The sequence below is a fragment of the Salinicola lusitanus genome, from assembly GCF_038648475.1.
In the GTDB taxonomy this organism is placed as follows: Bacteria; Pseudomonadota; Gammaproteobacteria; order Pseudomonadales; family Halomonadaceae; genus Salinicola; species Salinicola lusitanus.
The window spans coordinates 3,894,750-3,917,174 of record NZ_CP151919.1 but is presented as its reverse complement, the minus strand read 5'-3'; the positions used below and the strand labels follow the sequence as shown (position 1 = coordinate 3,917,174).

21 protein-coding genes and 2 tRNA genes are annotated in these 22,425 nt (G+C 63.7%); 15 read left to right on the top strand and 8 right to left on the bottom strand.

The features are described from left to right. Positions 1 to 118 precede the first annotated feature (118 nt). Positions 119 to 1,246 (top strand): zinc-dependent alcohol dehydrogenase family protein, encoded by a 1,128-nt coding sequence (locus AAGT95_RS17720; protein WP_342594655.1) that lies wholly within the window; start codon positions 119 to 121, stop codon positions 1,244 to 1,246. A 235-nt stretch (positions 1,247 to 1,481) separates the two neighbouring features. Further along, positions 1,482 to 2,861: a class II fumarate hydratase gene (locus AAGT95_RS17715; protein WP_110599244.1), complete on the top strand. Its 1,380-nt coding sequence runs from the start codon at positions 1,482 to 1,484 to the stop codon at positions 2,859 to 2,861. Positions 2,862 to 2,993: 132 nt separating this feature from the next. On the opposite strand, the gene AAGT95_RS17710 is transcribed toward AAGT95_RS17715, so the two are convergent. The 3 genes from AAGT95_RS17710 to AAGT95_RS17700 form a co-directional block, all read right to left on the bottom strand. Further along, positions 2,994 to 4,070 carry an endonuclease/exonuclease/phosphatase family protein gene (locus tag AAGT95_RS17710; protein WP_342594654.1) on the bottom strand — a complete coding sequence of 359 codons (1,077 nt, stop codon included), beginning with the start codon at positions 4,068 to 4,070 and terminating at the stop codon, positions 2,994 to 2,996. A 111-nt stretch (positions 4,071 to 4,181) separates the two neighbouring features. Continuing rightward, the gene (glpD, locus tag AAGT95_RS17705) at positions 4,182 to 5,708 is read right to left on the bottom strand and encodes a glycerol-3-phosphate dehydrogenase (protein WP_342594653.1); all 1,527 of its coding nucleotides are present in this window, start codon (positions 5,706 to 5,708) and stop codon (positions 4,182 to 4,184) included. A 178-nt stretch (positions 5,709 to 5,886) separates the two neighbouring features. Then, a complete protein-coding gene (locus tag AAGT95_RS17700) occupies positions 5,887 to 6,693 on the bottom strand; it encodes a DeoR/GlpR family transcriptional regulator (protein ID WP_110599248.1) in 807 nt (268 codons plus the stop codon). A gap of 270 nt (positions 6,694 to 6,963) precedes the next feature. Between AAGT95_RS17700 and AAGT95_RS17695 the strand changes: the two genes are divergently transcribed. From AAGT95_RS17695 to AAGT95_RS17650, 10 genes are all read left to right on the top strand, one after another. Then, complete coding sequence (locus tag AAGT95_RS17695; RefSeq protein ID WP_342594652.1) at positions 6,964 to 7,215, top strand: hypothetical protein; 252 nt, start codon at positions 6,964 to 6,966, stop codon at positions 7,213 to 7,215. Between the two features lie 151 nt (positions 7,216 to 7,366). After that, positions 7,367 to 7,443: transfer RNA gene (locus tag AAGT95_RS17690), tRNA-Val, on the top strand. A 31-nt stretch (positions 7,444 to 7,474) separates the two neighbouring features. After that, positions 7,475 to 7,551 (top strand) — tRNA-Val (locus AAGT95_RS17685). 691 nt (positions 7,552 to 8,242) lie between these two features. Further along, complete coding sequence (locus tag AAGT95_RS17680; protein WP_110599252.1) at positions 8,243 to 9,352, top strand: ABC transporter ATP-binding protein; 1,110 nt, start codon at positions 8,243 to 8,245, stop codon at positions 9,350 to 9,352. After that, positions 9,353 to 10,465 carry an ABC transporter ATP-binding protein gene (locus AAGT95_RS17675; protein WP_342594651.1) on the top strand — a complete coding sequence of 371 codons (1,113 nt, stop codon included), beginning with the start codon at positions 9,353 to 9,355 and terminating at the stop codon, positions 10,463 to 10,465. Continuing rightward, positions 10,449 to 11,315 carry a carbohydrate ABC transporter permease gene (locus AAGT95_RS17670; protein WP_198655763.1) on the top strand — a complete coding sequence of 289 codons (867 nt, stop codon included), beginning with the start codon at positions 10,449 to 10,451 and terminating at the stop codon, positions 11,313 to 11,315. The genes AAGT95_RS17675 and AAGT95_RS17670 overlap by 17 nt, the downstream gene beginning before the upstream one ends. A 7-nt stretch (positions 11,316 to 11,322) precedes the next feature. Further along, positions 11,323 to 12,123, top strand: coding sequence for a carbohydrate ABC transporter permease (locus tag AAGT95_RS17665; RefSeq protein WP_110599257.1), 801 nt, complete (start codon positions 11,323 to 11,325; stop codon positions 12,121 to 12,123). A 30-nt stretch (positions 12,124 to 12,153) separates the two neighbouring features. Beyond that, on the top strand, positions 12,154 to 12,426 hold the full coding sequence (locus tag AAGT95_RS17660) for a DUF2160 domain-containing protein (protein ID WP_110599260.1): 273 nt from the start codon (positions 12,154 to 12,156) through the stop codon (positions 12,424 to 12,426). Positions 12,427 to 12,579: 153 nt separating this feature from the next. Then, a complete protein-coding gene (locus AAGT95_RS17655; protein WP_198655764.1) occupies positions 12,580 to 14,256 on the top strand; it encodes an ABC transporter substrate-binding protein in 1,677 nt (558 codons plus the stop codon). A 173-nt stretch (positions 14,257 to 14,429) separates the two neighbouring features. Beyond that, the gene (locus AAGT95_RS17650) at positions 14,430 to 15,263 is read left to right on the top strand and encodes an HDOD domain-containing protein (RefSeq protein WP_157958370.1); all 834 of its coding nucleotides are present in this window, start codon (positions 14,430 to 14,432) and stop codon (positions 15,261 to 15,263) included. A gap of 39 nt (positions 15,264 to 15,302) precedes the next feature. Here the strand turns inward: AAGT95_RS17650 and AAGT95_RS17645 are convergent, their stop codons facing one another. From AAGT95_RS17645 to AAGT95_RS17630, 4 genes are all read right to left on the bottom strand, one after another. Further along, complete coding sequence (locus AAGT95_RS17645; protein WP_342594650.1) at positions 15,303 to 15,773, bottom strand: GAF domain-containing protein; 471 nt, start codon at positions 15,771 to 15,773, stop codon at positions 15,303 to 15,305. Positions 15,774 to 15,893: 120 nt separating this feature from the next. Then, the gene (locus tag AAGT95_RS17640) at positions 15,894 to 16,694 is read right to left on the bottom strand and encodes a MetQ/NlpA family ABC transporter substrate-binding protein (protein ID WP_342594649.1); all 801 of its coding nucleotides are present in this window, start codon (positions 16,692 to 16,694) and stop codon (positions 15,894 to 15,896) included. 126 nt (positions 16,695 to 16,820) lie between these two features. Continuing rightward, positions 16,821 to 17,474 (bottom strand): methionine ABC transporter permease, encoded by a 654-nt coding sequence (locus AAGT95_RS17635; RefSeq protein WP_110599271.1) that lies wholly within the window; start codon positions 17,472 to 17,474, stop codon positions 16,821 to 16,823. Further along, positions 17,455 to 18,498, bottom strand: a complete 1,044-nt coding sequence (locus AAGT95_RS17630) for a methionine ABC transporter ATP-binding protein (RefSeq protein ID WP_342594648.1) — start codon at positions 18,496 to 18,498, stop codon at positions 17,455 to 17,457. The genes AAGT95_RS17635 and AAGT95_RS17630 overlap by 20 nt, the downstream gene beginning before the upstream one ends. 359 nt (positions 18,499 to 18,857) lie before the next feature. On the opposite strand from AAGT95_RS17630, the gene AAGT95_RS17625 reads away from it, so the two are divergent. Beyond that, on the top strand, positions 18,858 to 19,448 hold the full coding sequence (locus tag AAGT95_RS17625; protein ID WP_110599275.1) for a malonic semialdehyde reductase: 591 nt from the start codon (positions 18,858 to 18,860) through the stop codon (positions 19,446 to 19,448). A 27-nt stretch (positions 19,449 to 19,475) separates the two neighbouring features. On the opposite strand, the gene rutR is transcribed toward AAGT95_RS17625, so the two are convergent. Next, positions 19,476 to 20,132 (bottom strand): HTH-type transcriptional regulator RutR, encoded by a 657-nt coding sequence (gene rutR, locus AAGT95_RS17620; RefSeq protein ID WP_342594647.1) that lies wholly within the window; start codon positions 20,130 to 20,132, stop codon positions 19,476 to 19,478. Between the two features lie 391 nt (positions 20,133 to 20,523). On the opposite strand from rutR, the gene rutA reads away from it, so the two are divergent. Both rutA and rutB read left to right on the top strand, forming a co-directional pair. Then, positions 20,524 to 21,627, top strand: a complete 1,104-nt coding sequence (gene rutA, locus AAGT95_RS17615; RefSeq protein ID WP_342594646.1) for a pyrimidine utilization protein A — start codon at positions 20,524 to 20,526, stop codon at positions 21,625 to 21,627. Continuing rightward, complete coding sequence (gene rutB, locus AAGT95_RS17610) at positions 21,624 to 22,424, top strand: pyrimidine utilization protein B (protein ID WP_342594645.1); 801 nt, start codon at positions 21,624 to 21,626, stop codon at positions 22,422 to 22,424. The genes rutA and rutB overlap by 4 nt, the downstream gene beginning before the upstream one ends. Position 22,425 lies beyond the last annotated feature (1 nt).

The following is a 22,425-nucleotide window of genomic DNA, read 5'->3' as shown; positions in this document are numbered from 1 at the left end:
CCTGAAACGCTGAGTACCGGGCCTGAAATACCGAGCACTGCGCCTGACACTCGAATGCCAATCGGATCCGATGCAATGAGGCGTGCCGGATCGATCCACTGTGAATAGGGAAGTCGCGATGAAAATGCATGCAGCCGTGATCCACGAGATGCAGAAGCCCCGCCCGTACCGGGAGTCGCAGCCACTGTCGATCGAGGAGGTGGAGCTCGACCCGCCAGGGCGCGGCGAGGTGCTGGTACGGATGCGCGCCGCCGGGCTGTGCCACTCGGATCTCTCCACCATCAATGGCGATCGGCCGCGGCCAGTGCCGATGGTGCTGGGGCACGAGGCCGCCGGCGAGGTGGTCGAGGTCGGCGATGGCGTCGAGGATCTGGCGCCCGGCGATCACGTGGTGTTCTCGTTCGCGCCCAGCTGCGGTGCCTGCGCCTCGTGTCTCTCGGGGCGCGCGGCGCTGTGCGCGCCGGGGCAGGTGGCCAATGGCGCCGGGCACCTGCTGGGAGGCGGCATGCGCCTCCACAAGGGCGGGCAGAAGATCTATCACCATATCGGCGTCTCCGGCTTCGCCGAGTATGCGGTGGCCTCGCGGCGTTCGCTGACGCGGATCGACGCCGATCTGCCGTTCCATATCGCGGCGCTGTTCGGCTGCGCCGTGCTGACCGGGGTCGGCGCGGTGGTCCATACCGCCGGCCTGCGTCTGGGGCAGTCGGTGCTGGTGGTCGGGCTCGGCGGGGTCGGGCTGGCGGCGGTGATGGGAGCGGCCGGGGGTGGCGCTCGCCATGTGATCGCCGCCGACATCGCCCCCGACAAGCTGGAGACCGCCAAGGCGATGGGCGCCACCCATGTGGTCAACAGTGGCGATGCCGATGCCATCGAGCAGGTGCGCGAGATCAGCGGCGGCGGGGTGGATATCGCCGCCGAGTTCGCCGGTGTCTCCAAGGCGCTGGAGTTCGCCTACGAGTGCACCGCCCGCGGCGGCACCACGGTGACCTCGGGCCTACCGCATCCGGACGTGCGTTTCGCCATCAGCCCCACCCGAATGGTCGCCGAGGAGCGCACGCTCAAGGGCTCCTATCTGGGCGGGCACGTGCCGTCGCTGGACGTGCCGGAGTATATCGCGCTCTACCGCGCCGGCCGGCTGCCGGTAGAGAAGCTGCTGACCCACCGTCTGAAACTGGAGGAGATCAACCTCGGTTTCGATCGTCTCGCCAGCGGGGAGGCGATTCGCCAGATCATCGACTTCGATTGACCCACGGCCAGACGCCCTCTGTTGGAACCTCTCACCGCCCGCGCCCACTCGGCGCGGGCGGTGTCGTCTCACGTGGGGGCTCGGGTCTCTGGCATCGGCCATGCGGGGGGCTGTGGTGGCAGCAACCCGCGCAGGGCCTGCTAGTCTTGAGTGAGTCCCTAGCAGCGCCGTCGCCGCGACGCGGTGGCGTTGCCACATTTCATCGGTGTTCATCCGCCATCGTCAGGAGGAAGTCATGACCCAACCGCGTATCGAACGTGACAGTATGGGCGAGCTCGAGGTGCCCGCCAGTGCGCGCTATGGCGCGCAGACCCAACGTGCCATCAACAATTTCCCGATCAGCGGCCAACCGCTGCCTCCGGCTTTCATCGCTGCGGTTGCCCATATCAAGCGCGCCGCGGCGGAGGTCAACCGGGAGTTGGGGTTGCTGGACGATGACCGAGCGAAGGCCATCGTGGCGGCGGCCAATGAGATCATCGACGGCAAGCACGTCGATCAGTTTCCGATCGATGTGTTCCAGACCGGCTCCGGCACCTCGACCAATATGAACGTCAACGAGGTGATCTCTCACCTGGCCAGCCGGGAAGGCCTCGAGGTCCGCCCCAACGATCACGTCAACATGGGCCAGTCGAGCAACGACGTGATCCCCACGGCCATTCATCTTGCCGCGGCGACCCAGGTTCGCGAGCGGCTGCTGCCGGCGCTCCACTACCTGCGGGCGATCATCGACGACAAGGCAAAGGAGGTCGACGACGTGGTCAAGACCGGACGCACCCACCTGATGGATGCGATGCCGGTTCGGCTGAGCCAGGAGCTGGGCGGCTGGTCGAGCCAGATCGGGCAGTCGGTGGAGCGCCTGCAGGACGGGCTCAAGCGGGTGACCCGCCTGGCTCTCGGTGGCACGGCCGTCGGTACCGGCGTCAATGCCCATCCCGATTTTGCCGAGAAAGTGGCAGCGCGGCTTGCCAGCGATACCCACCTCGAGTTTCGGCCCAACGACAGCTTCTTTGCCAGTCTGGCTTCCCAGGATACGGCGGTGGAACTCTCTGGCCATCTCAAGGCCTATGCCGTCGCGGTGATGAAGATTTCCAACGACCTGCGCTGGATGAATTCCGGGCCCCTGGGCGGGCTGGGCGAGATCGAGCTGGAGGCGCTGCAGCCGGGCAGTTCGATCATGCCGGGCAAGGTCAATCCGGTGATCCCGGAGTCGGCGGCCCAGGTTGCCGCTCAGGTCATCGGCAACGATGCAGCCATCACCGTGGCGGGCCAGAGCGGCAACTTCCAGCTCAACGTGATGCTGCCGCTGATCGCCCACAACCTGCTCGGTTCGATCAAGCTGCTGACCAACGTGAGCCGGCTGCTGGCGGACCGCGCCATCGCCACGTTCAATGTGCGTCGCGACAACATCGAGCGCCCGCTGTCGAAGAACCCGATTCTGGTCACCGCACTCAACTCGGTGATCGGTTATGACGCGGCGGCAGCGGTCGCCAAGAAGGCCTATCAGGCCGGGCGGCCGATCATCGACGTGGCCGAAGAGGAGACCGATCTCTCGCGCCAGGAACTGGAGCGCCTGCTCGATCCGGCCAAGCTGACCGAGGGAGGGATCCCCGAGTAGGGCACGCTCTCCCACCCGGTCGCCAGCTGGAGCCAGCTTCTGATCAACGGTTCCGGTCGGCGGCCGATACCACGACGCCACCCGATCGGGTGGCGTCGTGGTCAGGCGTGGACAGCCCCAGGCGCAGCGGTTTCAGACCGGCTCCTCTCCATGCCGATCCTGCGCTTCCTCGATCGTCTCCTCCGCATCTTCCCGCTCGTCGCTATCGGCTTTCTCGGGCTCGTTCTCGGACGCCCGGGTCGGGTTATAGCGCAGCGTCACCAACATGGGGAAGTGATCGGATCCCACTTCCGGTAGCCGCTCCATGTGAACGAGGGTGAAGTGCTTGGTGACGAAGACGTGATCCAGCGGCCAGCGCAGGATCGGATACTTGGCATGAAAGGTGCTGTACTGGCCGCGGCCGCGGCGAAGATCGAGCATGCCGCTGACCTTGCAGAAAAGCTTCGTCGTCGGTGACCAGGCGACGTCGTTGAGGTCTCCGGCAACGACGGTGGGATCACTGCGCTCTGCAATGCCCTGGCCCACCAGCAGCAGTTCCGCGTCGCGCCACAGCGACTCCTCGCTCTCCGACGGGGCGGGTGGCCGCGGGTGCAGGGCGTGGAAACGAATACGACTGCCATCCCCCAGCCTCACCCAGGCATGAATCGAAGGGATATCGTCCTGGATCAGCCACTTGACCTCGACATCTTCCAGCGGCAGACGGGAGTAGAGATGCATCCCGTAGAGATTGTCGAGGGGGATACGCACCGCTTCCGGCATCGACTCGCCGATGGCCGCGTCCAGTTGATCCCCCCACCACTGATCGGACTCCAGCGTCAGCAGGATGTCGGGGTCATGCTCGTGGACCAGATCGATCAACTTCGATGCCTGACGATTGGGCGTCAGTACGTTGGAGACCAGCAGCGTGATCTCACGGCTGGCATCGCGCTGGCGTGATTTGACCACCGTACAGCGTGCCAACGGGGTCCATGGATAGATGCGCGCCCACTGGATGACCGCCGCGATCACGCTGGCGGCGACGCCGGCCCAATGCCACCAGAGCTCGGGTTCGAACGCGAGTTGAACCAGTGCCAGCGCGGTGGCGATGATGGCAATCTGGAGAAGCGGGAAATCGAAACTGCGCACGCTCCAGTGGCGAATCCGCATGTAAGGCGCCAGGGTGATCAGCAGCACGAGGCAGCCGAGACAGCTAAACAGGAGTTGCAGCAAAGGAGGTTTCCTTGTGTCGGGGTAGAACGCCGTGCGGGGCCAAGCGTAGCAGAAACACGGTTGGTACCCCCGGCAGTATGGCTCCCCGGCGAGCTGGCGGCAGCTACTTCCCTATGAGACTTTGGATAGTGGGCCCGACTGACCGGCGACTGGATGCTGGTTGAGGTAGCGCGCCAGCGCCTGCTGCTCTTCGCTGGACAGGCGAAGCCCCAGCTTGCTGCGACGCCACAGGATGTCGTCGCTGGTGCGCGCCCACTCGTGCTCGATCAGATAGTCGACTTCGGCGCGGGTGAGGCCTCCACCGAAATGCTGGCCGAGATCCTCCTGGCGCCGCATGCCATTGAGGAAACCGAGACACAGCGAGCCATAGCTGGAAGCGAATCGTTCGGCTCGCTCTCGACCGAGAAATGGGTATTCATCCACGAGTCGATCGGTCAATGTCTGGCGTGACTCGATGTCACCGCCGGGCAGCCGGGCATCGGCTGTCCACGGCTGGCCCATGGCGGGCAGCAATGGCTCGAGTTTACGCATGGCCGCCTCGGCGAGCTTGCGATAGGTGGTGATCTTGCCACCGAAGATCGACAGCATTGGCGCGCCGTGCCTGTCGAGGTCGAGGGTATAGTCCCGGGTCATTGCCGAGGGGTTCTCCGATTCGTCGTCGCACAGCGGGCGCACGCCGGCATAGGTCGCGACCACATCCTCGCGACCGAGCTGCTTGACGAAGTGCCCGTTGAGCACGTCGAGCAGGTAATCGATCTCCTCGTCATTGATGGTGACCTGGGCGGGGTCGCCCTGATAGCGGCGATCGGTGGTGCCGATCAGGCTGTAGTGCTGCTGGTAGGGCAGCACGAAGACGATACGGCCGTCGCGATTCTGCAGAATGTAGGCGCGGTCGTCATCGTTGAGGCGCGGCACTACCAGGTGGCTGCCCTGGATCATGCGGATACCGTAGCGCGAGTCGCGATTGGCATTGCCCTTGACGAAAGACTCCACCCAGGGGCCGGCGGCGTTGACCAGCACCTTGCTCCGCTGTTCCTGGCGCTGCCCGCTGTCCAGGTCTTCAAGAATCACCACCCACTCTCCCTGCTCCTCGCGAGCCTCGACGCAACGGGTCCGGACCCGGATGTCGGCGCCTTTATCCCGTGCCTGGATCGCGTTGAGCACCACCAGTCGGGCATCGTCCACCCAGCAGTCGGAGTACTCGAATCCGCGCTTGATCGTCGGTACCAGCGGGCTTTCCGAACCGAATCGCAGGCGCCTGGCGTTGGGCAGGCTGTCGCGGTGGCTGAGATGATCGTAGAGAAAGAGCCCTGCGCGAATCATCCAGCCGGGCCGCAGGTGCGGTTGATGGGGCAGGATGAAGCGCAATGGCCAGACGATGTGCGGTGCCTTGCGCAGCATCACTTCTCGTTCCTTCAGCGCTTCGCGCACCAGCCGAAACTCGCGGTGCTCGAGATAGCGCAACCCTCCGTGGATCAACTTGCTGCTGGCGGAGGAGGTGGCGCTGGCCAGATCCGCTTGTTCGCACAGCAACACGGACAGCCCCCGGCCGGCGGCGTCGTTGGCGATGCCGGTGCCATTGATGCCGCCACCGACGACGATGAGGTCATGGACGTGACGCTGTGTCGTTGAGGCCATACCGCTCTCCGGAAGGTGATGATTAGTCTATGTTCGATTGCGAACATAGACTAATCATTTCCGAACATCAATGGCCATGGTGGAGTTTCATCGACCCAAAGGGGAGGCGAGGAGGCGGTCCGTGGTCGGGAGGGAGCGGAGCCGGCGCGTGGCCGGCCGTTGCATGGGCGGTAGGACTTCAGCCCGCGTGGGCGGGCAGGGGCTCGATGTCCGCGGATATCGAAGGATCGGCGACGTAGAGCGCCACGTCATGCTCCCGCATCAGCCGGCGCAGTCCATCGGGGGGCTGCCGGTCGGTGAAAAAGGCGTTGATCTGGCTGAGGTTGCCCTGGCGTACCACGGCATTGCGGTGAAATTTCGAATGATCCGCCGCCAGGAAGACCTGGCGGGAGTTGCGCAGGATGGCTTGTGCGACGCGAACTTCCTGATAGTCGAACTCCAGCAGCGAACCATCGCCATCGATGCCGCTGATACCGATGATGCCATAGTCGACCTTGAACTGATTGATGAAATCGATGGTGGCTTCACCGATGATTCCGCCGTCGCGCGAGCGAACCTGGCCGCCGGCGACGATGACGTTGAAGTCGGTCTTGTGCTGCAGAATGGCCGCCACGTTGAGGTTGTTGGTGATGACCTCCAGTCCGCTGTGCTGGCACAGCGCCTCGGCGATGAATTCATTGCTGGTGCCGATGTTGATGAACAGTGACGACGAGTCGGGAATATGGCTCGCCAGCATTTCGGCTATCCGGCGCTTGGCGTCCAGATTCAACGTCTTGCGGGTGTGATAGGCGGTGTTGACGGTACTCGATTCCAGGCCGGCGCCTCCATGGACGCGCTTGACGATGCCCTCTTCCGCCAGTTGATTGAGATCGCGGCGCACCGTCTGGGGCGTGACGTCGAAGTCCTTGGCGAGCTGCTCGATCGAGGCATAGCCTTGCCGCTTGACCAGCTCGACGATGGCTTCGTGACGTTCCTGCTGTGTCATGGTGGTTTCCTGCCGCGTTCCGTTGACGATTCTTTAACTGATTCGAGAGCCCAGTCTATCAAAGCTGGGTGCCTCGCCGTTGCCTCGGGAGGCGGTAACGGGCCGTTCATGACTACGACCATGGTCTAGGTGGCTGGGGCGGAACCTTCGGTTCGACGTCACCCTGCGACATTGCCAGTAGTCCGATGCTCCGCGACGATACTAGCCAGGTTCGGCGAATGGCATCGCCCGGATGGCGCCGGTTCTCTTTCAGCGGCCAAGAGGCCAGATATGCTGATCGGCATCGGCATCGGCATCGGCATCGGCATCGGCATCGGCATCGGCATCGGCATCGGCATCGGCATCGGCATCGGCATCGGCATCGGCATCGGCATGGGGGCGAAGTGTCCCGTTTCGAACGCTGGCAATCAGCGACCTCGGCGGGGCCGTGATCGTGGCGAGCGGGAAGGGGGCGTCGGGGGCGGTGCCCTGAACGGCGATGAAATCGCCCCGTTATTGGATATGAGAGCGGATTTCACCTGACGGAAGACCCCGTGCCAGCGACAATCGCAGAGGAATTGTCTCGGCGCGACAGGCAGTTGGCGTGATTTTTTTAGGCGCAGAGGGTTGCATTCCGCGCCCGCCTGGGTAAAATTCGCATCCGTTGTCACGGCGAGCCCGCCGTCATCGATGCAGGACCGTAGCTCAGTTGGTTAGAGCGCCACGTTGACATCGTGGAGGTCAGCGGTTCAAATCCGCTCGGTCCTACCAGTCTGTTTCCAGCATCGTGCCAACGCCATCCAGGACCATAGCTCAGTTGGTTAGAGCGCCACGTTGACATCGTGGAGGTCAGCGGTTCAAATCCGCTTGGTCCTACCAGATTCGAAACCCGAGCCTCGGCTCGGGTTTTTTGTGGCCAGCCATCCCTGGCGGCCACCCTTCGGGCCGCCCGAGGCGTCCCAAACTGCTCCCGGTGGTTTGTTGTGGCCAGCCATCCCTGGCGGCCACCCTTCGGGCCGCCCGAGGCGTCCCAAACCGCTCCCGGCGGTTTGTTGTGGCCTGCCATCCCTGGCGGCCACCCTTCGGGCCGCCCGAGGCGTCAAAAACCGCTCCCGACGGTCTGTTGTGGCCTGCCATCCCTGGCGGCCAACCTTCAGGCCGCCCGAGGCGTCCCAATCCGCTCCCGACGGTTTGTTGTGGCCTGCCATCCCTGGCGGGCACCCTTCGGGACGCCCGAGTCGTCGAAGACCGCTCCCGGCGGTTTGTTGTTTCCGCGATATCGGGCGTGTTCCACCATCGGCATCCCCGTCTTCTCACCGCAAGCCATGTTGGTTTTCGAACAAAACCTGCCGAAAAAACACCTTTTTTAGTCGCATTACCATCTCGAAACCTGTCCGGAGTGTTGGACATTAGTGGTTAAGACTAAGGTTCTAATATCATAAAACATTTTAAAATCATGTGTTTGAGCATGCCTCTTTGACAGCGATACCGTCTGCTTTTTTCGTCGTATAGCTTTATGGAACGAGTGTTCTACGATGCTCGAAAGAGAAAAAAGGGAACGGTGCCACTTATGTCATTACAACTCGACAACGTGACACTGTCGGTGCGAGGCGAGACCTATATCAGCGATGCCAGCCTGACGTTGGAACCGGGGTCATTCAACGTGCTGCTGGGGCACACGCTGGCGGGCAAGACCACATTGATGCGGCTGATGGCCGGGCTGGACAGGCCCGACCACGGCAGGGTCTATCTCGACGGCCGTGACGTGACCCACTTGCCGGTTCGCCAGCGCAATGTCTCGATGGTCTATCAGCAGTTCATCAACTATCCGACGCTCACGGTGTTCGACAACATCGCCTCGCCACTCAAGCAGGCCAGGGTATCGCGGCAGGAGATTACCCGTCGGGTCGAGGAGACCGCGGCGATGCTGGGAATCCAGCAACTGCTGGGACGCTATCCGCAGGAACTCTCCGGCGGCCAGCAGCAGCGCACGGCGATGGCCAGGGCACTGGTCAAGGAAGCGGACCTGGTGCTGTTCGACGAGCCTCTGGTCAATCTCGACTACAAGCTGCGGGAGGCGCTGCGGGTGGAGATGCGCAAGCTGTTCGAATCCCGCAATACCATCGCGGTCTACGCCACCACCGAACCGGCCGAGGCGCTGGCGCTGGGAGGCACGACGACGCTGCTCCACCAGGGCCGGATCGTCCAGAGTGGCCCCGGCGACGAAGTCTATCGCCATCCCCGTAATCGTGAGGCGGCGACGCTGTTCGGCGAGCCTCCCATCAACCTGATGCCGATGACGATCCAGGCCGGTGAGTGCCGGATCGCCGATCAGCGCCAACCACTGCCCGAGGTCTGGAAGTCGCTATCCGAAGGTGATTACCAGATCGGCATCCGCCCCCATCACTGGTCGCTGGAGCCGCTCACGGAGCCGGCCTTGCGCTTGCCGACGATCTTGCGGGTGGCGGAGATCAGCGGCTCCGAAACCTTTCTGCACCTGTCGCACGAGCGAATCGATCTGGTTGCGCACCTGATCGGGATTCATGAATTCGGCGTGGATCAGGCGCTGGAGGTTCACGCCTCTTTTCGCCAGCTCTTCGTGTTCGAGCCGGGAGGCGACCTGGTGTTGTCACCTCCTTCACCGCGATCGACAGTGCCCGACGGGCGAGGAGACCGCTAGATGGCCGAGATCCGTCTGGAACAACTGGCCCACAGCTATCACGGCGCGCCCTCGAATCCGGCCGACTACGCACTCCGGCCGATGGACCACGTCTGGGAGCAGGGCGGCGCCTACGCGCTGCTGGGGCCCTCGGGGTGCGGCAAGAGTACGCTGCTCAACATCATATCCGGCCTGCTGGTGCCCTCGGAGGGGCGGGTGCTCTACGACGGCAAGTCGGTCAACGATCTCACCCCGCAGCAGCGCAATATCGCCCAGGTTTTTCAGTTTCCGGTGGTCTACGACACCATGACCGTTCACGACAATCTGGCGTTCCCGCTGCGTAACCAGGGACAGCCCCGGGAGCGCATCGATGCCCGGGTGAGAGAGGTGGCCGAGGCGCTGGAGATCGAGCCGCTATTGAATCGCAAGGCGCAGAATCTGACGGCGGACGAGAAGCAGAAGGTGTCGATGGGGCGCGGCCTGGTGCGCGACGACGTGGCGGCGATCCTGTTCGACGAGCCGTTGACGGTGATCGATCCGCAGCTCAAGTGGCGCCTGCGGCGCAAGCTCAAGGAGATCCATCAGCGCTTCAACGTGACGATGGTCTATGTCACCCATGACCAGTTGGAGGCGTCCACCTTCGCCGACAAGATCGCGGTGATGTACGAAGGCCAGATCGTGCAGTTCGGCACCCCGCGGGAGCTGTTCGAGAACCCGCAACACACCTTCGTCGGTTACTTCATTGGTAGCCCCGGCATGAACCTGCTCGATATTGCGCTGGGCACGTCGGGCGTAGAGTTCGAAGGCCGTGCGCTGGCGGTACCCGAGGCGGCCGTCGCCCGGCTTCGGCAGCGCCCGGAGGGGCGCCTGCAGTTGGGCATCCGGCCGGAGTTCGTGCAGCTCGTGGCGCCGGAGGACGCCGACCTGCACGGCTACGTCGACCTGATCCAGGATCAGGGCACCTTCAAGATCGTCGACGTGCGACTCGATACGCCGTCGGCGCCGGTGATCAAGGTTCGGCTGGAGGAGGAGGCGGCCGTGCCGGATGGACGTATCGGCCTCCATTTCCCCGAAGCCTGGCAGCGCTTCTATATCGATGATCATCTGGTGGAGGCGGCTGATGAAGACCTATAACAACAAGGCCTGGTGGCTGGTCCTGCCGGTATTCGTGCTGGTGGCCTTCAGCGCCATCATCCCGATGATGACGGTGGTCAACTATTCGGTGCAGGACATCTTCGACCCGAGCACGCGCTATTTCGTGGGCACCGAGTGGTATCGGGAGATCCTGGCGGATCCGAGATTGCACGACTCGCTGGTGCGACAGTTCATCTACTCCTTCTGCGTCCTGGCCATCGAGGTACCGCTGGGCATCGTCGTGGCGCTATCGATGCCCCGGCGGGGGCTGGGCGTGCCGTTCAGTCTGATTCTGCTGTCACTGCCGTTGCTGGTGCCGTGGAATGTGGTGGGGACGATCTGGCAGATCATCGGACGGGAGGACATCGGGCTGTATGGCTGGATCCTCAACAGCCTGGGGCTCGACTACAACTACGCCTCCAACCCGCGGGACGCCTGGATCACCGTGCTGGTGATGGATGTCTGGCACTGGACGTCGCTGGTGGCACTGCTGTGCTACTCCGGCCTGCGCTCGATCCCTGACGTCTACTACCAGGCGGCGAGGATCGACCGTGCCTCGCACTGGGCGGTGTTTCGATTCATTCAATTGCCCAAGCTCAAGAACGTGCTGTTGATCGCGGTGATGCTGCGCTTCATGGACAGTTTCATGATCTACACCGAGCCGTTCGTGCTCACCGGTGGCGGGCCGGGCACCGCCACGACCTTCCTCAGCCAGACGCTGACCCAGATGGCACTGGGCCAGTTCGATCTGGGCCGGGCCGCGGCCTTCTCGCTGATCTACTTCCTGATCATTCTGCTGGTGACCTGGGTGTTCTACACCGCCATGACCCACAACGACGACAAGGGATGACGCCGCCATGAGATTGCGCAAGAGCCTGGTGATGCTGGTCTATCTGCTGTTCGTGCTGGTGCCGATCTACTGGCTCGTCAACATGTCGTTCAAGTCGAACCGGGAAATTCTCGGCGGGCTGTCGCTCTGGCCCACGGCGCCGACGCTGGACAACTACCGGGTCATCTTCACCGAGCCGACCTGGTACATGAGCTACCTGAACTCCCTCAGCTATGTCTCGATGAACATGCTGATTTCGCTGCTGGTGGCGTTGCCGGCGGCCTATGCGTTCTCGCGCTATCGCTTCCTGGGCGACAGGCACATGTTCTTCTGGCTGCTGACCAACCGGATGGCACCACCGGCGGTGTTCCTGCTGCCGTTCTTCCAGCTCTACTCGGCGGTGGGATTGTTCGACACGCCGATCGCGGTGGCGCTGGCCCACTGCCTGTTCAACGTGCCGCTGGCGGTCTGGATTCTCGAGGGCTTCATGTCGTCGGTGCCCAAGGAGATCGACGAGACCGCCTACATCGACGGTTACACCTTTCCCAAGTTCTTCATCCGGATCTTCCTGCCGATGATCCGGCCCGGCATCGGTGTCACGGCGTTCTTCTGCTTCATGTTCTCGTGGGTGGAACTGTTGCTGGCGCGGACGCTGACCTCGGTCGATGCCAAGCCGATCGTGGCGCAGATGACCCGCACGGTCTCGGCCTCGGGTATCGATTGGGGGGTGCTGGCGGCGGCCGGGGTGGTCGCGTTGTTGCCCGGTATCGCGGTGATCTACTTCGTGCGCAATCACGTGGCCAAGGGCTTCGCCCTGGGGCGCGTCTGATCCGTTAGTCCAGAGAGAGGGAGAGTCACCATGGGCTGGATGGCGTGGACACTACCGACGGCGCTGTTCTTCGCCGGAATCGCGGCGCTGCTGGTCGCGATGACGGTCTGGCAGACCGTGTCGCCCGGGCGGGATCGCAGGGGCTTCCTGCCGATCTCCACGTCCCGCGGCGATCGGCTGTTCATTGGTCTGCTGGCGGCGGCATATGGCCATTTGCTGGTCCTGGCATTGACCGATTGGCCGCTCTGGATCGCGACGGCGATCTGCGTGGCAGGCATGGCAATCATCATGAAATGGGGGTAACGCATCGACCAGGGATCATTGCTCTTCGGATAGCGCCAAGACAGCAAATGCAGCATAACAACGAGGGTTAACGCTATGTTCGATATCAAGCACGCCAGATCGCGACGCCGGACGCCACTGGGCATCGGCATCGGAGTCGGCCTTGCAGGGCTGATGGCCGTCTCGGGAACCGCGATCGCCGACCAGTATCAGGATGCCGCCAAACGCTGGCTGAGTGACGAGTTCAAGACCTCGACGCTCACGCCCGAGCAGCAGATGGCCGAGATGCAGTGGTACATCGACGCCGCCAAACCGTTCCGTGGCATGCAGATCAACGTCGTTTCGGAGACGCTCACCACCCACAAGTACGAATCCGAGGTCCTGGCCCGCGCCTTCAGCGAGATCACCGGCATCCAGCTGAAGCACGACCTGATTCAGGAAGGGGACGTGATCGAGAAACTGCAGACCCAGATGCAGTCCGGCCGCAACATCTACGATGCATACGTCAACGATTCCGACCTGATCGGTACCCATTTCCGCTACGGCAAGGTGGTGCCGATTTCCGACATGATTGCCGGGGATGCCGCCGAGGTGACCTCGCCGACGCTGGATCTGGATGATTTCATCGGGCTCTCCTTCACCACCGGACCGGATGGCAAGGTCTATCAACTGCCCGACCAGCAGTTCGCCAATCTCTACTGGTTCCGCGCGGACTGGTTCGACGATCCCGACCTCAAGGCGCGATTCAAGGAAAAATACGGTTACGAACTGGGCGTGCCGGTGAACTGGTCGGCCTACGAGGATATCGCCGACTTCTTCACCAACGACGTCCACGACATCGACGGCCAGCGTGTCTATGGCCACATGGATTACGGCAAGAAGGATCCCTCGCTGGGCTGGCGCTTTACCGACGCCTGGTTCTCCATGGCCGGGGCCGGCGACAAGGGAATTCCCAACGGCCTGCCAGTGGACGAGTGGGGGATTCGGGTCGAGGATTGTCGGCCGGTGGGCTCGAATATCACCCGCGGCGGCGCCACCAATGGCCCGGCCGCAGTCTTCGCGACCCAGAAGTACATCGACTGGCTGCACGCCTATGCGCCACCGGAAGCCCAGGGCATGACGTTCTCGGAAGCGGGGCCGGTACCGGCGCAGGGCAATGTCGCCCAGCAGATCTTCTGGTACACGGCGTTTACCGCCGACATGACCCAGCCGGGTCTGCCGGTGGTCAACGAGGACGGCACGCCCAAGTGGCGGATGGCGCCGTCACCGGTGGGTCCGTACTGGGAGGATGGCATGAAGAAGGGCTACCAGGACGTGGGTTCCTGGACCTTCATGAATTCGACCCCTGAGAAGAATCGACTCGCCGCCTGGCTCTATGCCCAGTTCGTGACCTCGAAGACGGTCTCGCTGCAGAAGACGCTGGTGGGACTGACGCCGATCCGCGAGTCCGACATTCGCTCCCAGGCGATGACCGATGCCGCACCGAAACTGGGTGGTCTGGTCGAGTTCTACCGCAGCCCGGCGCGTCTGCAGTGGTCACCGACCGGCACCAACGTGCCGGACTATCCCAAGCTGGCCCAGCTGTGGTGGCAGTATATTTCCCAGGCGGTCAGTGGCGAGACCAGCGCGCAGCAAGCCCTGGATGGACTGGCGGATGCTCAGGACCGGATGATGGAGCGTCTCGAGCGGGCCAATGTCCAGCCAAAATGCGGGCCCAAGCTGAACGAGCCGCGCGATGCGCAGTACTGGCTGGATCAGCCCGGCGCGCCCAAGCCCAAGCTCGACAACGAAAAGCCGCAAGGCAAGACCGTACCCTACGACGAGATGGTGAAATCCTGGCAGAAGAGCTGAGGGTGGAGGTCGATATCTCGTAGTGATGATTGCTGTCGCCTGGGCGGCGACCTTCCCGCCGGTTCTCCGGCGGGATTTTTTGTCGCTGCGAACTGTGGCAAGCCTATTCTGAGCCCGGCCTCACGACTTTTGGCCGGGCGATAGATAACATGGGGGGACAGCAGGAGTGGAACATGTCACTGAATTCGCTTTTCGAACACATCCATCAGTTACCTAGCGTACCCGCCGTGGTCGGCGAACTGATCGCCAGCCTTGATAACGACAGGATCAGCATTCATCGGGTGTCGGCCACCATCCACAAGGATCCCAGCCTGAGCCTCAAGCTGCTGCGCTCTGCCAACTCGGTGAGATACGGCGTGGGGCGCAATGTGGCGACGATCGACGACGCCTTGCTGTTGCTGGGTTTCGACCGCGTGCGCACGCTCGTCATCGCCTCTGGCATGGTCGGCATGCTCAAGGAAGTGCCCGGGCTCGATCGCAAGGCATTCTGGCGCGAGTCATTCATGGTCGCCAACCTCAGTCGCACGATCGTTCGTCATAGCCAGTTGGGCGATCTGGCACCGGAAACGGCATTTACCTGCGGCATCCTCCATCACGTGGGGTCCGCCTTGATGCATATCGCCCATCCGGATGTCATGCAGCGCATCGATGCGCTGGTTGCCCAGGGGGCCCCCCGCACCGAGCTGGAAGCCAATCGATTCGGTTATACGTTCAGTGAAGTGGGGGCCGAGCTGGGCCGCCGCTGGCGCTTCCCGGAGACCATCTGCAACGCGCTGACCTACCAGGACAAGCCGCTGGATGCCGTGCCTTTCTCGCCGTATGCCGCTGCCGTGCACCTGGCGATCGGACTCTACCAGAACATCGCCAGTGGGCGCCGGGAGGAGCACGCCCTGGGCGAGATGCCGCGAGAGGTTCGCCGGCCCTTGGCACTGGACCTGTTGGCGCTCTACGAGGATATCCTGCAGCTGGTGCGCTCGGACGACGAATTGGGCGTCTTCCTGGATTGAGACCGGCTCTCGTGCCAGTCACGAGGGCGGCGAGCGATCTCAGGTAGCCGGGCTGTTCGCCAGGTCGCTGGCGGCGCCGAACACTCGACATAGGCGTTCGATGCCGGCCTGGTCCTCGCGGCTGAAGCGCGCGGGCAGCGGGCTGTCGATATCCAGCACCCCCCAGAGGTGTTCGCCGACGACAATCGGCACCACCAGTTCGGAACGTGAGGCGGCGTCGCAGGCGATATGGTCCGGGACAGCGTGGACGTCGTCGACGCGCTGGGTCTGGCGCGAGCGTGCCGCGGCACCACAGACGCCTTTCGAGAACGGAATCGGGTTGCAGGCGGGCAGGCCCTGGAAGGGGCCGAGGATCAGCGTCTCGGGCTGACGCTGGAGATAGAAGCCGACCCAGTTCAGGTCGTCCAGCGCTTGCATCAGAAAGGCGCTGGTCTGGGCGGCATTGGTCAACCAGTCGCGGGTGTCCAGAAGCGCTGTCAGTTGACGTTCCAGGGAGGCGTAATCGGTCATCGTGGGTCTCCTGCGGGAAGAGGCGCGGCGAGGGCGGAGCGGAAACGAAAACCAGCGCCTCGGCGCTGGTTTTCTTGGTGGTCATGACCGGGTCTCGTCATGCGCGTGACAATGACGTGGTCACTTCCAGCCGGGAACGGCGCCACCCTGGAACAGTTCCTGGGCCTTGTCGGCGACGGCGTCGGATTGATAGGCCTTGACCAGATCCTGGATCGCCTCGCGATCCTGATCGCCACCGCGTACCACGATCAGGTTGACGTAGGGGGAGTCCGGTCCTTCCTTGATCAGCGCGTCATCCAGCGTCAAACCGGCCGGCTGGGTGAAGGTGCTGTTGATGAAGGCCATGTCGACGTCCTGGAGTACCCGCGGCATCTGGGCGGCCTCGATCTCCTTGAACGAGTAGTCGTGCGGGTTTTCGGTGATGTCGATCGGCGTCGCTTCCAGATTCTCGGCATCGTCGAGCGTGATCAGTCCATGCTTGTCGAGCAGGATCAGCGACCGTCCTTCGTTGGTCGGATCGTTGGGTACGGCGATCGTCGCACCGTCGGGCAGGTCGTCGATGCTGTCGTACTTGGCGGAGTAGGCACCGATCGGGTAGACGAACGTCTTGCCGGCGATGGCGAAGTCGTAGCCGCGATCGTTGACCATCGACTGCATGTAGGGTTCGTGCTGGTAGGCGTTGGCATCGAGGCTGCCGTCGGCCAGCGCGGCGTTGGGCGTCACATAGTCGGTGAACTCGACGATCTCGACGTCGAGGCCGTACTTCTCCTTGGCGACCTGTTTGGCCACTTGCATCACGTCGGTCTCGGGTCCGGCCATGGTACCGACCTTGATGGTATCGGCGGCGGCGTGTTCAGCACCGGCGGCCAGTCCGAGACCGAGTGCGGCGACGCTCAGCGTGCGTGTCAGTGAAATCGGCATTTGGCGAAATTCCCCCTGTTGAGTGAGACGTGGGCGCGGCTCCTGCGCCCGGTGATGCCGGAATATAACGGAATAAAGGCAATCACGGTAATTCATTCTGGTTATTAGAGTAGTGGGGCGCGACGATCACTTGTGATCGCTCTTGCGCACCAGATAATCCCCGAGGCTCTGAAACAGCTGGACCATGACCACCAGTACCACCACGGTGATCAGCATCACCGTCGGGTTGAAGCGGTTGTAGCCATAGCGAATGCCCAGGTCGCCCAGACCCCCGCCGCCCACGGCACCGGCCATGGCGGAGTAGCTGACCAGGGCGACGATGGTGATCGTCAGGCCGTTGATGATGCCGCCACGGGCCTCCGGCAACAGCACCTTCAGGATGATCTGCATCGGCGTGGCGCCCATCGACTGGGCCGCTTCGACCAGGCCGGGCGAAACCTCGTTCAGGGCACCCTCGACCAGGCGGGCGACGAACGGGATGGCGGCGATGGTCAGCGGCACGGCAGCGGCGTTGGTGCCGATGGAGCTGCCGACGATCATCCGGGTGAAGGGGATGATCGCCACCAGCAGGATGATGAACGGGACCGAGCGACCGACATTGGTGACCACCCCGAGCACCGTGTTGACCACCGGCTGCGCCAGGATCTGGCGCGGGCGCGTCACGTAGAGCAGCACGCCGAGCGGGACCCCGGCCAGCGCCGACAGAATGCCGGCGACGGCCACCATGTAAAGCGTCTCGAGCGTGGACTGCCAGACGAGATCAATCAGTGCGCTGGACATGGCCCAGTACCTCCACATGCAGATCAAAGGATTCCAGGGTCGTCAGGGCCTCACGGGTCTGCACGTCGCTTCCCATCAGCTCGGCGATCATCAGGCCCAGCGTGCGCCCCTGAATGGACTCGACCTTGGCCTGCAGAATGCTGACGTCGATGCCGTGTTCCCGCGCCAGCCGCGAGATCAGCGGGGTGGCGACGCTGTCGCCCGAGAACGTCAGCCGCACCACCGGGTGCGTGTTCGTTCCGGCTTCCGGCTCGAGACGCTCGATCAGGGCCTGCGGCGCTTCCAGCTTGAGAAAGTCGTTGAGGAACTCCCGTCCCAGCTGGGTGGCGGGCGCGGTGAAGAAGTCACCCACGTCGGCGTCCTCGACCAGACGTCCGTCGGAGATCAACCCCACGCGATGACAGATGGTCTTCACCACCTCCATCTCGTGGGTGATCAGTAGGATGGTCAGCCCAAGCTGCTGGTTGATCTCCTGCAGCAGCGAGAGGATCGATGCCGTCGTCTGCGGATCGAGCGCCGAGGTCGCCTCGTCGCACAGCAGCACCTTGGGCCGGCTGGCGAGGGCGCGGGCGATGGCCACGCGCTGTTTCTGGCCGCCGGAGAGCTGAGCGGGATACTGCTTTGCCTTGTCCGCCAGCCCTGTCATGTCCAGCAGCGGCAGCACGCGTTCGCGGATGGCCTGGCGCGACTGGCCCATCAGCTCCAGCGGCAGAGCCACATTGTCGTAGACGGTGCGATTGGTCAGCAGATTGAAATGCTGGAAGATCATGCCGCATTGGTGCCGTGCCTGGCGCAGCGCGGCGGCATCCATCGCCGTCAGCTCCTGCCCGTCGATGACGACGCGGCCGGCGGTCGGGCGCTCCAGCAGGTTGACGCAGCGGATCAGCGTCGACTTGCCGGCGCCCGAGAGGCCGATGACGCCGTGAATCGTGCCCTTGGGAACCTGCAGGTCGATCTCTTTCAGCGCCTGCACGGCCCCGGGTTCGCTGCCGTAGGTTTTGGAAACGTTGTCCAGTGTGATCATTGGGCGTGTCGAAAGCGTCTGTCGGGGTGTCGGGGCAGCGGGGCAGTTCGGCGCGACTGCAGTGCGCCATCGGCAACGGCCCCGCGTCGATGAGCGCGATAGTATACGGATCTCGCGGCGCCGGAGCGACCGCGGCCGTGGAGCGTACCTCACTGCGGCGGAGCCGATGGCAGCCGCCGTCATGCAAACCTGGCGACGGCCAGGGCGGGAGAGCGGACCGGCGTGACGCCCCGTGCAGTTAAAGGTTGCCATTCCGTCAGGGCATTGCTTGTATCGGTGGGGCGCGGCGCACTCGCGAGCGTCGCTCGCGCGAAGCTTCTATTGGCACCCCTTCATGCATGGCCACCGGGAGATGACAGATGATGCAGACATTGGACGATCAGGCACTGGATCAGTTGTTCAGGACAGCGCGCACGCACAGTGCGTGGCAGCCTCGCGACGTTACCGAGGAGACCCTGCGCAGGCTCTACGACATGGTCAGGATGGGGCCGACCTCGGCCAACTGCTGTCCGGCGCGGTTTGTCTTCGTACGCTCCACGGCGGGCAAGGACAAGCTGTTGCCGTGCGTTTCCGCCGGCAACGCCGACAAGACGGCGACGGCGCCCTGCACGGTCATCGTCGCCTACGACAAGCGCTTCTACGATCAGCTGCCGACGCTCTTCCCCCACACCGACGCCCGTAGCTGGTTCACCGGTAGCGAGGCGTTTGCCGAGCAGACGGCGCTGCGCAACAGTTCGCTGCAGGCCGGGTATCTGATCCTGGCGGCGCGGGCGATGGGGCTGGATACCGGGCCGATGTCGGGCTTCGATTCCGAGGCGGTGGACCAGGCGTTCTTCGCCGGCACCGACTGGACCGCCAACATGCTGGTCAACCTGGGCTACGGAGATGAGGCGGGTCTCAAGCCACGCTTGCCACGGCTGGCATTCGAGGAGGCGTGCCAACTGGCTTGAAGCCGACCGCCGGACGGGGGCCGCAAGTCAGCCGTCGGCATTCGTCCGGGGGAGTAGACCGCCCAGCACGATGCGCGTGATGTTCTCCACCGTCGCGTCGAAGAAGGCCGGATCGGCGAGCGTTCTGCCGGAAATTGCCTCGATCTGGACGGCGAAGTCGGCATAGTGCTGGGTGGTTCCCCACAGCAGGTATATCAGGTGGTGTGGATCGACCGGCAGCAGGCTTCCCCGGGCGATCCAGCCCTCGATCACTCTCGATTTTTCCTCCACCAGCAGGCGCAGCTTGCTCTGCAGATCTTCCCGCAGCAGCGGCGCGCCCTGGATCATCTCCAGACAGAACAGCCGGGATGCCTGGGCGTGATCCCGCGACAGTTCGACCTTGATTCGGATGTAGTCGCCGATGGCGGTCTCGGGAGACTGCTCGGCATCGATGGCGCGTATCGGCTCCAGCCAGGTGTCCAGGATCTGTTGAAGGACGGCGACGTAGAGCTTCTCCTTGGATGGAAAATAGTAGAGCAGGTTGGTCTTGGAGACGCCGGCCTGATCGGCAATGGCGTCCAGGCTCGCGCCGCGCAGGCCGAACTGCGAGAACAGCGCCAGGGCCGCATCCCGAATCCGTTGCTTGCGGGCTTCGCTGGCGGCGGCGCGATGGCCGGTCGGGGCTGCGGGGGTGATGGACGTCATGATCAACCTTCGTGAATCCCGCGACCGGCCATCGGGATTTCGCTGGCATGTCGCGGCTGCGTATGTGAGAGCGGTCGTAAGGGACCGGGATTTTATCACGCCCCAGGTCGCTAGCGTCATCTACCCGATGTTCCCGGTTCACGCGCGAAATGGCCTCTTCACGTGCACTGAAACGGCGCGGGCGCCACGCGTCCCGCATCATGGTCGCGCATTCCGAGATCCTTTCCAGACCAATTGGTCCGGTGGCTTGTCGTCTGTGGCCGGCAAGCTCTTGAAAGCGGATGGATAAGCTCGGGTTGGCACGTCGGTTGTAAAGGATTGGTCAGGCGTCGGCAGCATCGCAGTGCCGCGATGGCCGACAACTCGCTCCGATACGACGACGAGGTGGCTCATGCAACTAGGCGTCTTCATTCCCATCGGCAACAACGGCTGGCTGATTTCCGAAACCGCGCCGCAGTACCTGCCGACCTTCGAGCTCAACAAGGCGGTGACGCAGAAGGCCGAGGGTTACGGCTTCGAGTTTGCGCTGTCGATGATCAAGCTGCGCGGTTTCGGCGGCAAGACCGAGTTCTGGGAGCATGCCCTGGAATCCTTCACCCTCATGGCGGGGCTCGCTGCGGTCACCTCGAAGATCGATCTCTACGCCACCGCGGCGACGCTGGTGATGCCTCCGGCCATCACCGCGCGGATGGCGGCGACCATCGACTCGATCGCGCCGGGGCGTTTCGGCATCAACCTGGTGACCGGCTGGCAGAAGCCGGAATACAGTCAGATGGGGCTATGGCCGGGCGATGACTATTTCGCCAAGCGCTACACCTATCTCGATGAGTACGCCACGGTACTGCGGGAGCTGCTGGAAACGGGGCACAGCGATCTCGACGGCGAGTTCTTCCAGATGGAGGACTGCCGGCTGAGCCCGCGTCCGGAGCAGGGGGTGAAGATGGTCTGCGCCGGGCAGTCGAGTGCCGGGATGGCGTTCACCGCCAAGCACGCCGACTACAGCTTCTGCTTCGGCAAGGGGCTGAATACCCCGACCGCGTTCGCGCCAACGGCCGAGCGTCTCGCGGCTGCCGGCAAAGAGACGGGTCGTCAGGTCGCCTGCTATGTGCTGTTCATGGTGATCGCCGACGAGACCGACGCCGCTGCCATGGCGCGCTGGGAGCACTACAAGGCGGGTGCCGATCGGGAGGCGCTGGACTGGATGGCCGACCAGGGCAGCCAGGACAAGAGCTCCGGCAAGGATACCAACGTGCGCCAGATGACCGATCCGACCTCGGCGGTCAATTTCAATATGGGCACGCTGGTCGGTTCCTACGAGAACGTGGCGCGCATGCTCGACGAGATCGACACGGTGGAGGGGGTCGGCGGCGTGATGTTGACGTTCGACGACTTCCTCCAGGGGCTCGATACATTTGGTGAGCGGGTGCAGCCGCTGATGAAGACGCGGGTGGGCGTGGCCGGTGCGTCGGCGCCGGTACCGGAGGCGCTGGCATGAGCGAACTCGAGTCTACTGTCGCTTCCCCGTCTGTCGTCCGGCGCGGCAGCGTGGCCGCCGCCGACGAGATCGTGCTGGCCGGCCGCCCCGAGGCGATCGCCATGCCCCGCGCCGAAGCCGCGCTGATCGTCGTCGACATGCAGAACGCCTATGCCACGCCGGGCGGTTATCTCGATCTGGCCGGCTTCGACGTCTCGGCGACCGGGCCGGTGATCGAGCGTATCGCCAGCGCGATTCGCATCGCCCGGGCCGCGGGAATCACGGTGATCTTCTTCCAGAACGGCTGGGACGCGGCCTATGTCGAAGCGGGCGGGCCGGGCTCTCCCAACTGGCACAAGTCCAACGCGCTCAAGACCATGCGCCAGCGCCCGGAACTTCACGGCAAGCTGCTGGCCAAGGGGGGCTGGGATTATGCGCTGGTGGACGCACTGAAGCCCAAGGCCGGCGACATCGTGCTGCCCAAACCCCGCTACAGCGGCTTCTTCAACACGCCGCTGGACAGCATCCTGCGTTCGCGGGGCATTCACCATCTGCTGTTCACCGGTATCGCGACCAACGTCTGCGTCGAGTCGACGCTGCGGGATGGCTTCTTCCTCGAGTACTTCGGCACCGTGCTGGAGGACGCCACCTATCAGGCCGGCCCACCGGCGGCGCAGAGCGCCGCCATCTTCAACATCGAGACTTTCTTCGGCTGGGTTTCCTCCGTGGACGCCTTCGAAGCTGCTTGCGCCAACCATGCCTCGACGCAACCGATTGGCACGACTCCCGCTCCCTCCCTTTCGACAACAGGATCGTAAC

Coding starts and splice junctions, on each gene's coding strand:
- AAGT95_RS17655 (WP_198655764.1), top strand. CDS start 12,580: ATGGCCGTCTCGGGAACCGCGATCGCCGACCAGTATCAGGATGCCGCC.
- AAGT95_RS17665 (WP_110599257.1), top strand. CDS start 11,323: ATGAGATTGCGCAAGAGCCTGGTGATGCTGGTCTATCTGCTGTTCGTG.
- AAGT95_RS17645 (WP_342594650.1), bottom strand. CDS start 15,773: ATGACCGATTACGCCTCCCTGGAACGTCAACTGACAGCGCTTCTGGAC.
- rutB (WP_342594645.1), top strand. CDS start 21,624: ATGAGCGAACTCGAGTCTACTGTCGCTTCCCCGTCTGTCGTCCGGCGC.
- AAGT95_RS17720 (WP_342594655.1), top strand. CDS start 119: ATGAAAATGCATGCAGCCGTGATCCACGAGATGCAGAAGCCCCGCCCG.
- AAGT95_RS17680 (WP_110599252.1), top strand. CDS start 8,243: ATGTCATTACAACTCGACAACGTGACACTGTCGGTGCGAGGCGAGACC.
- AAGT95_RS17660 (WP_110599260.1), top strand. CDS start 12,154: ATGGGCTGGATGGCGTGGACACTACCGACGGCGCTGTTCTTCGCCGGA.
- rutR (WP_342594647.1), bottom strand. CDS start 20,132: ATGACGTCCATCACCCCCGCAGCCCCGACCGGCCATCGCGCCGCCGCC.
- AAGT95_RS17625 (WP_110599275.1), top strand. CDS start 18,858: ATGATGCAGACATTGGACGATCAGGCACTGGATCAGTTGTTCAGGACA.
- AAGT95_RS17695 (WP_342594652.1), top strand. CDS start 6,964: ATGCTGATCGGCATCGGCATCGGCATCGGCATCGGCATCGGCATCGGC.
- AAGT95_RS17675 (WP_342594651.1), top strand. CDS start 9,353: ATGGCCGAGATCCGTCTGGAACAACTGGCCCACAGCTATCACGGCGCG.
- rutA (WP_342594646.1), top strand. CDS start 20,524: ATGCAACTAGGCGTCTTCATTCCCATCGGCAACAACGGCTGGCTGATT.
- glpD (WP_342594653.1), bottom strand. CDS start 5,708: ATGGCCTCAACGACACAGCGTCACGTCCATGACCTCATCGTCGTCGGT.
- AAGT95_RS17630 (WP_342594648.1), bottom strand. CDS start 18,498: ATGATCACACTGGACAACGTTTCCAAAACCTACGGCAGCGAACCCGGG.
- AAGT95_RS17640 (WP_342594649.1), bottom strand. CDS start 16,694: ATGCCGATTTCACTGACACGCACGCTGAGCGTCGCCGCACTCGGTCTC.
- AAGT95_RS17635 (WP_110599271.1), bottom strand. CDS start 17,474: ATGTCCAGCGCACTGATTGATCTCGTCTGGCAGTCCACGCTCGAGACG.
- AAGT95_RS17715 (WP_110599244.1), top strand. CDS start 1,482: ATGACCCAACCGCGTATCGAACGTGACAGTATGGGCGAGCTCGAGGTG.
- AAGT95_RS17700 (WP_110599248.1), bottom strand. CDS start 6,693: ATGACACAGCAGGAACGTCACGAAGCCATCGTCGAGCTGGTCAAGCGG.
- AAGT95_RS17650 (WP_157958370.1), top strand. CDS start 14,430: ATGTCACTGAATTCGCTTTTCGAACACATCCATCAGTTACCTAGCGTA.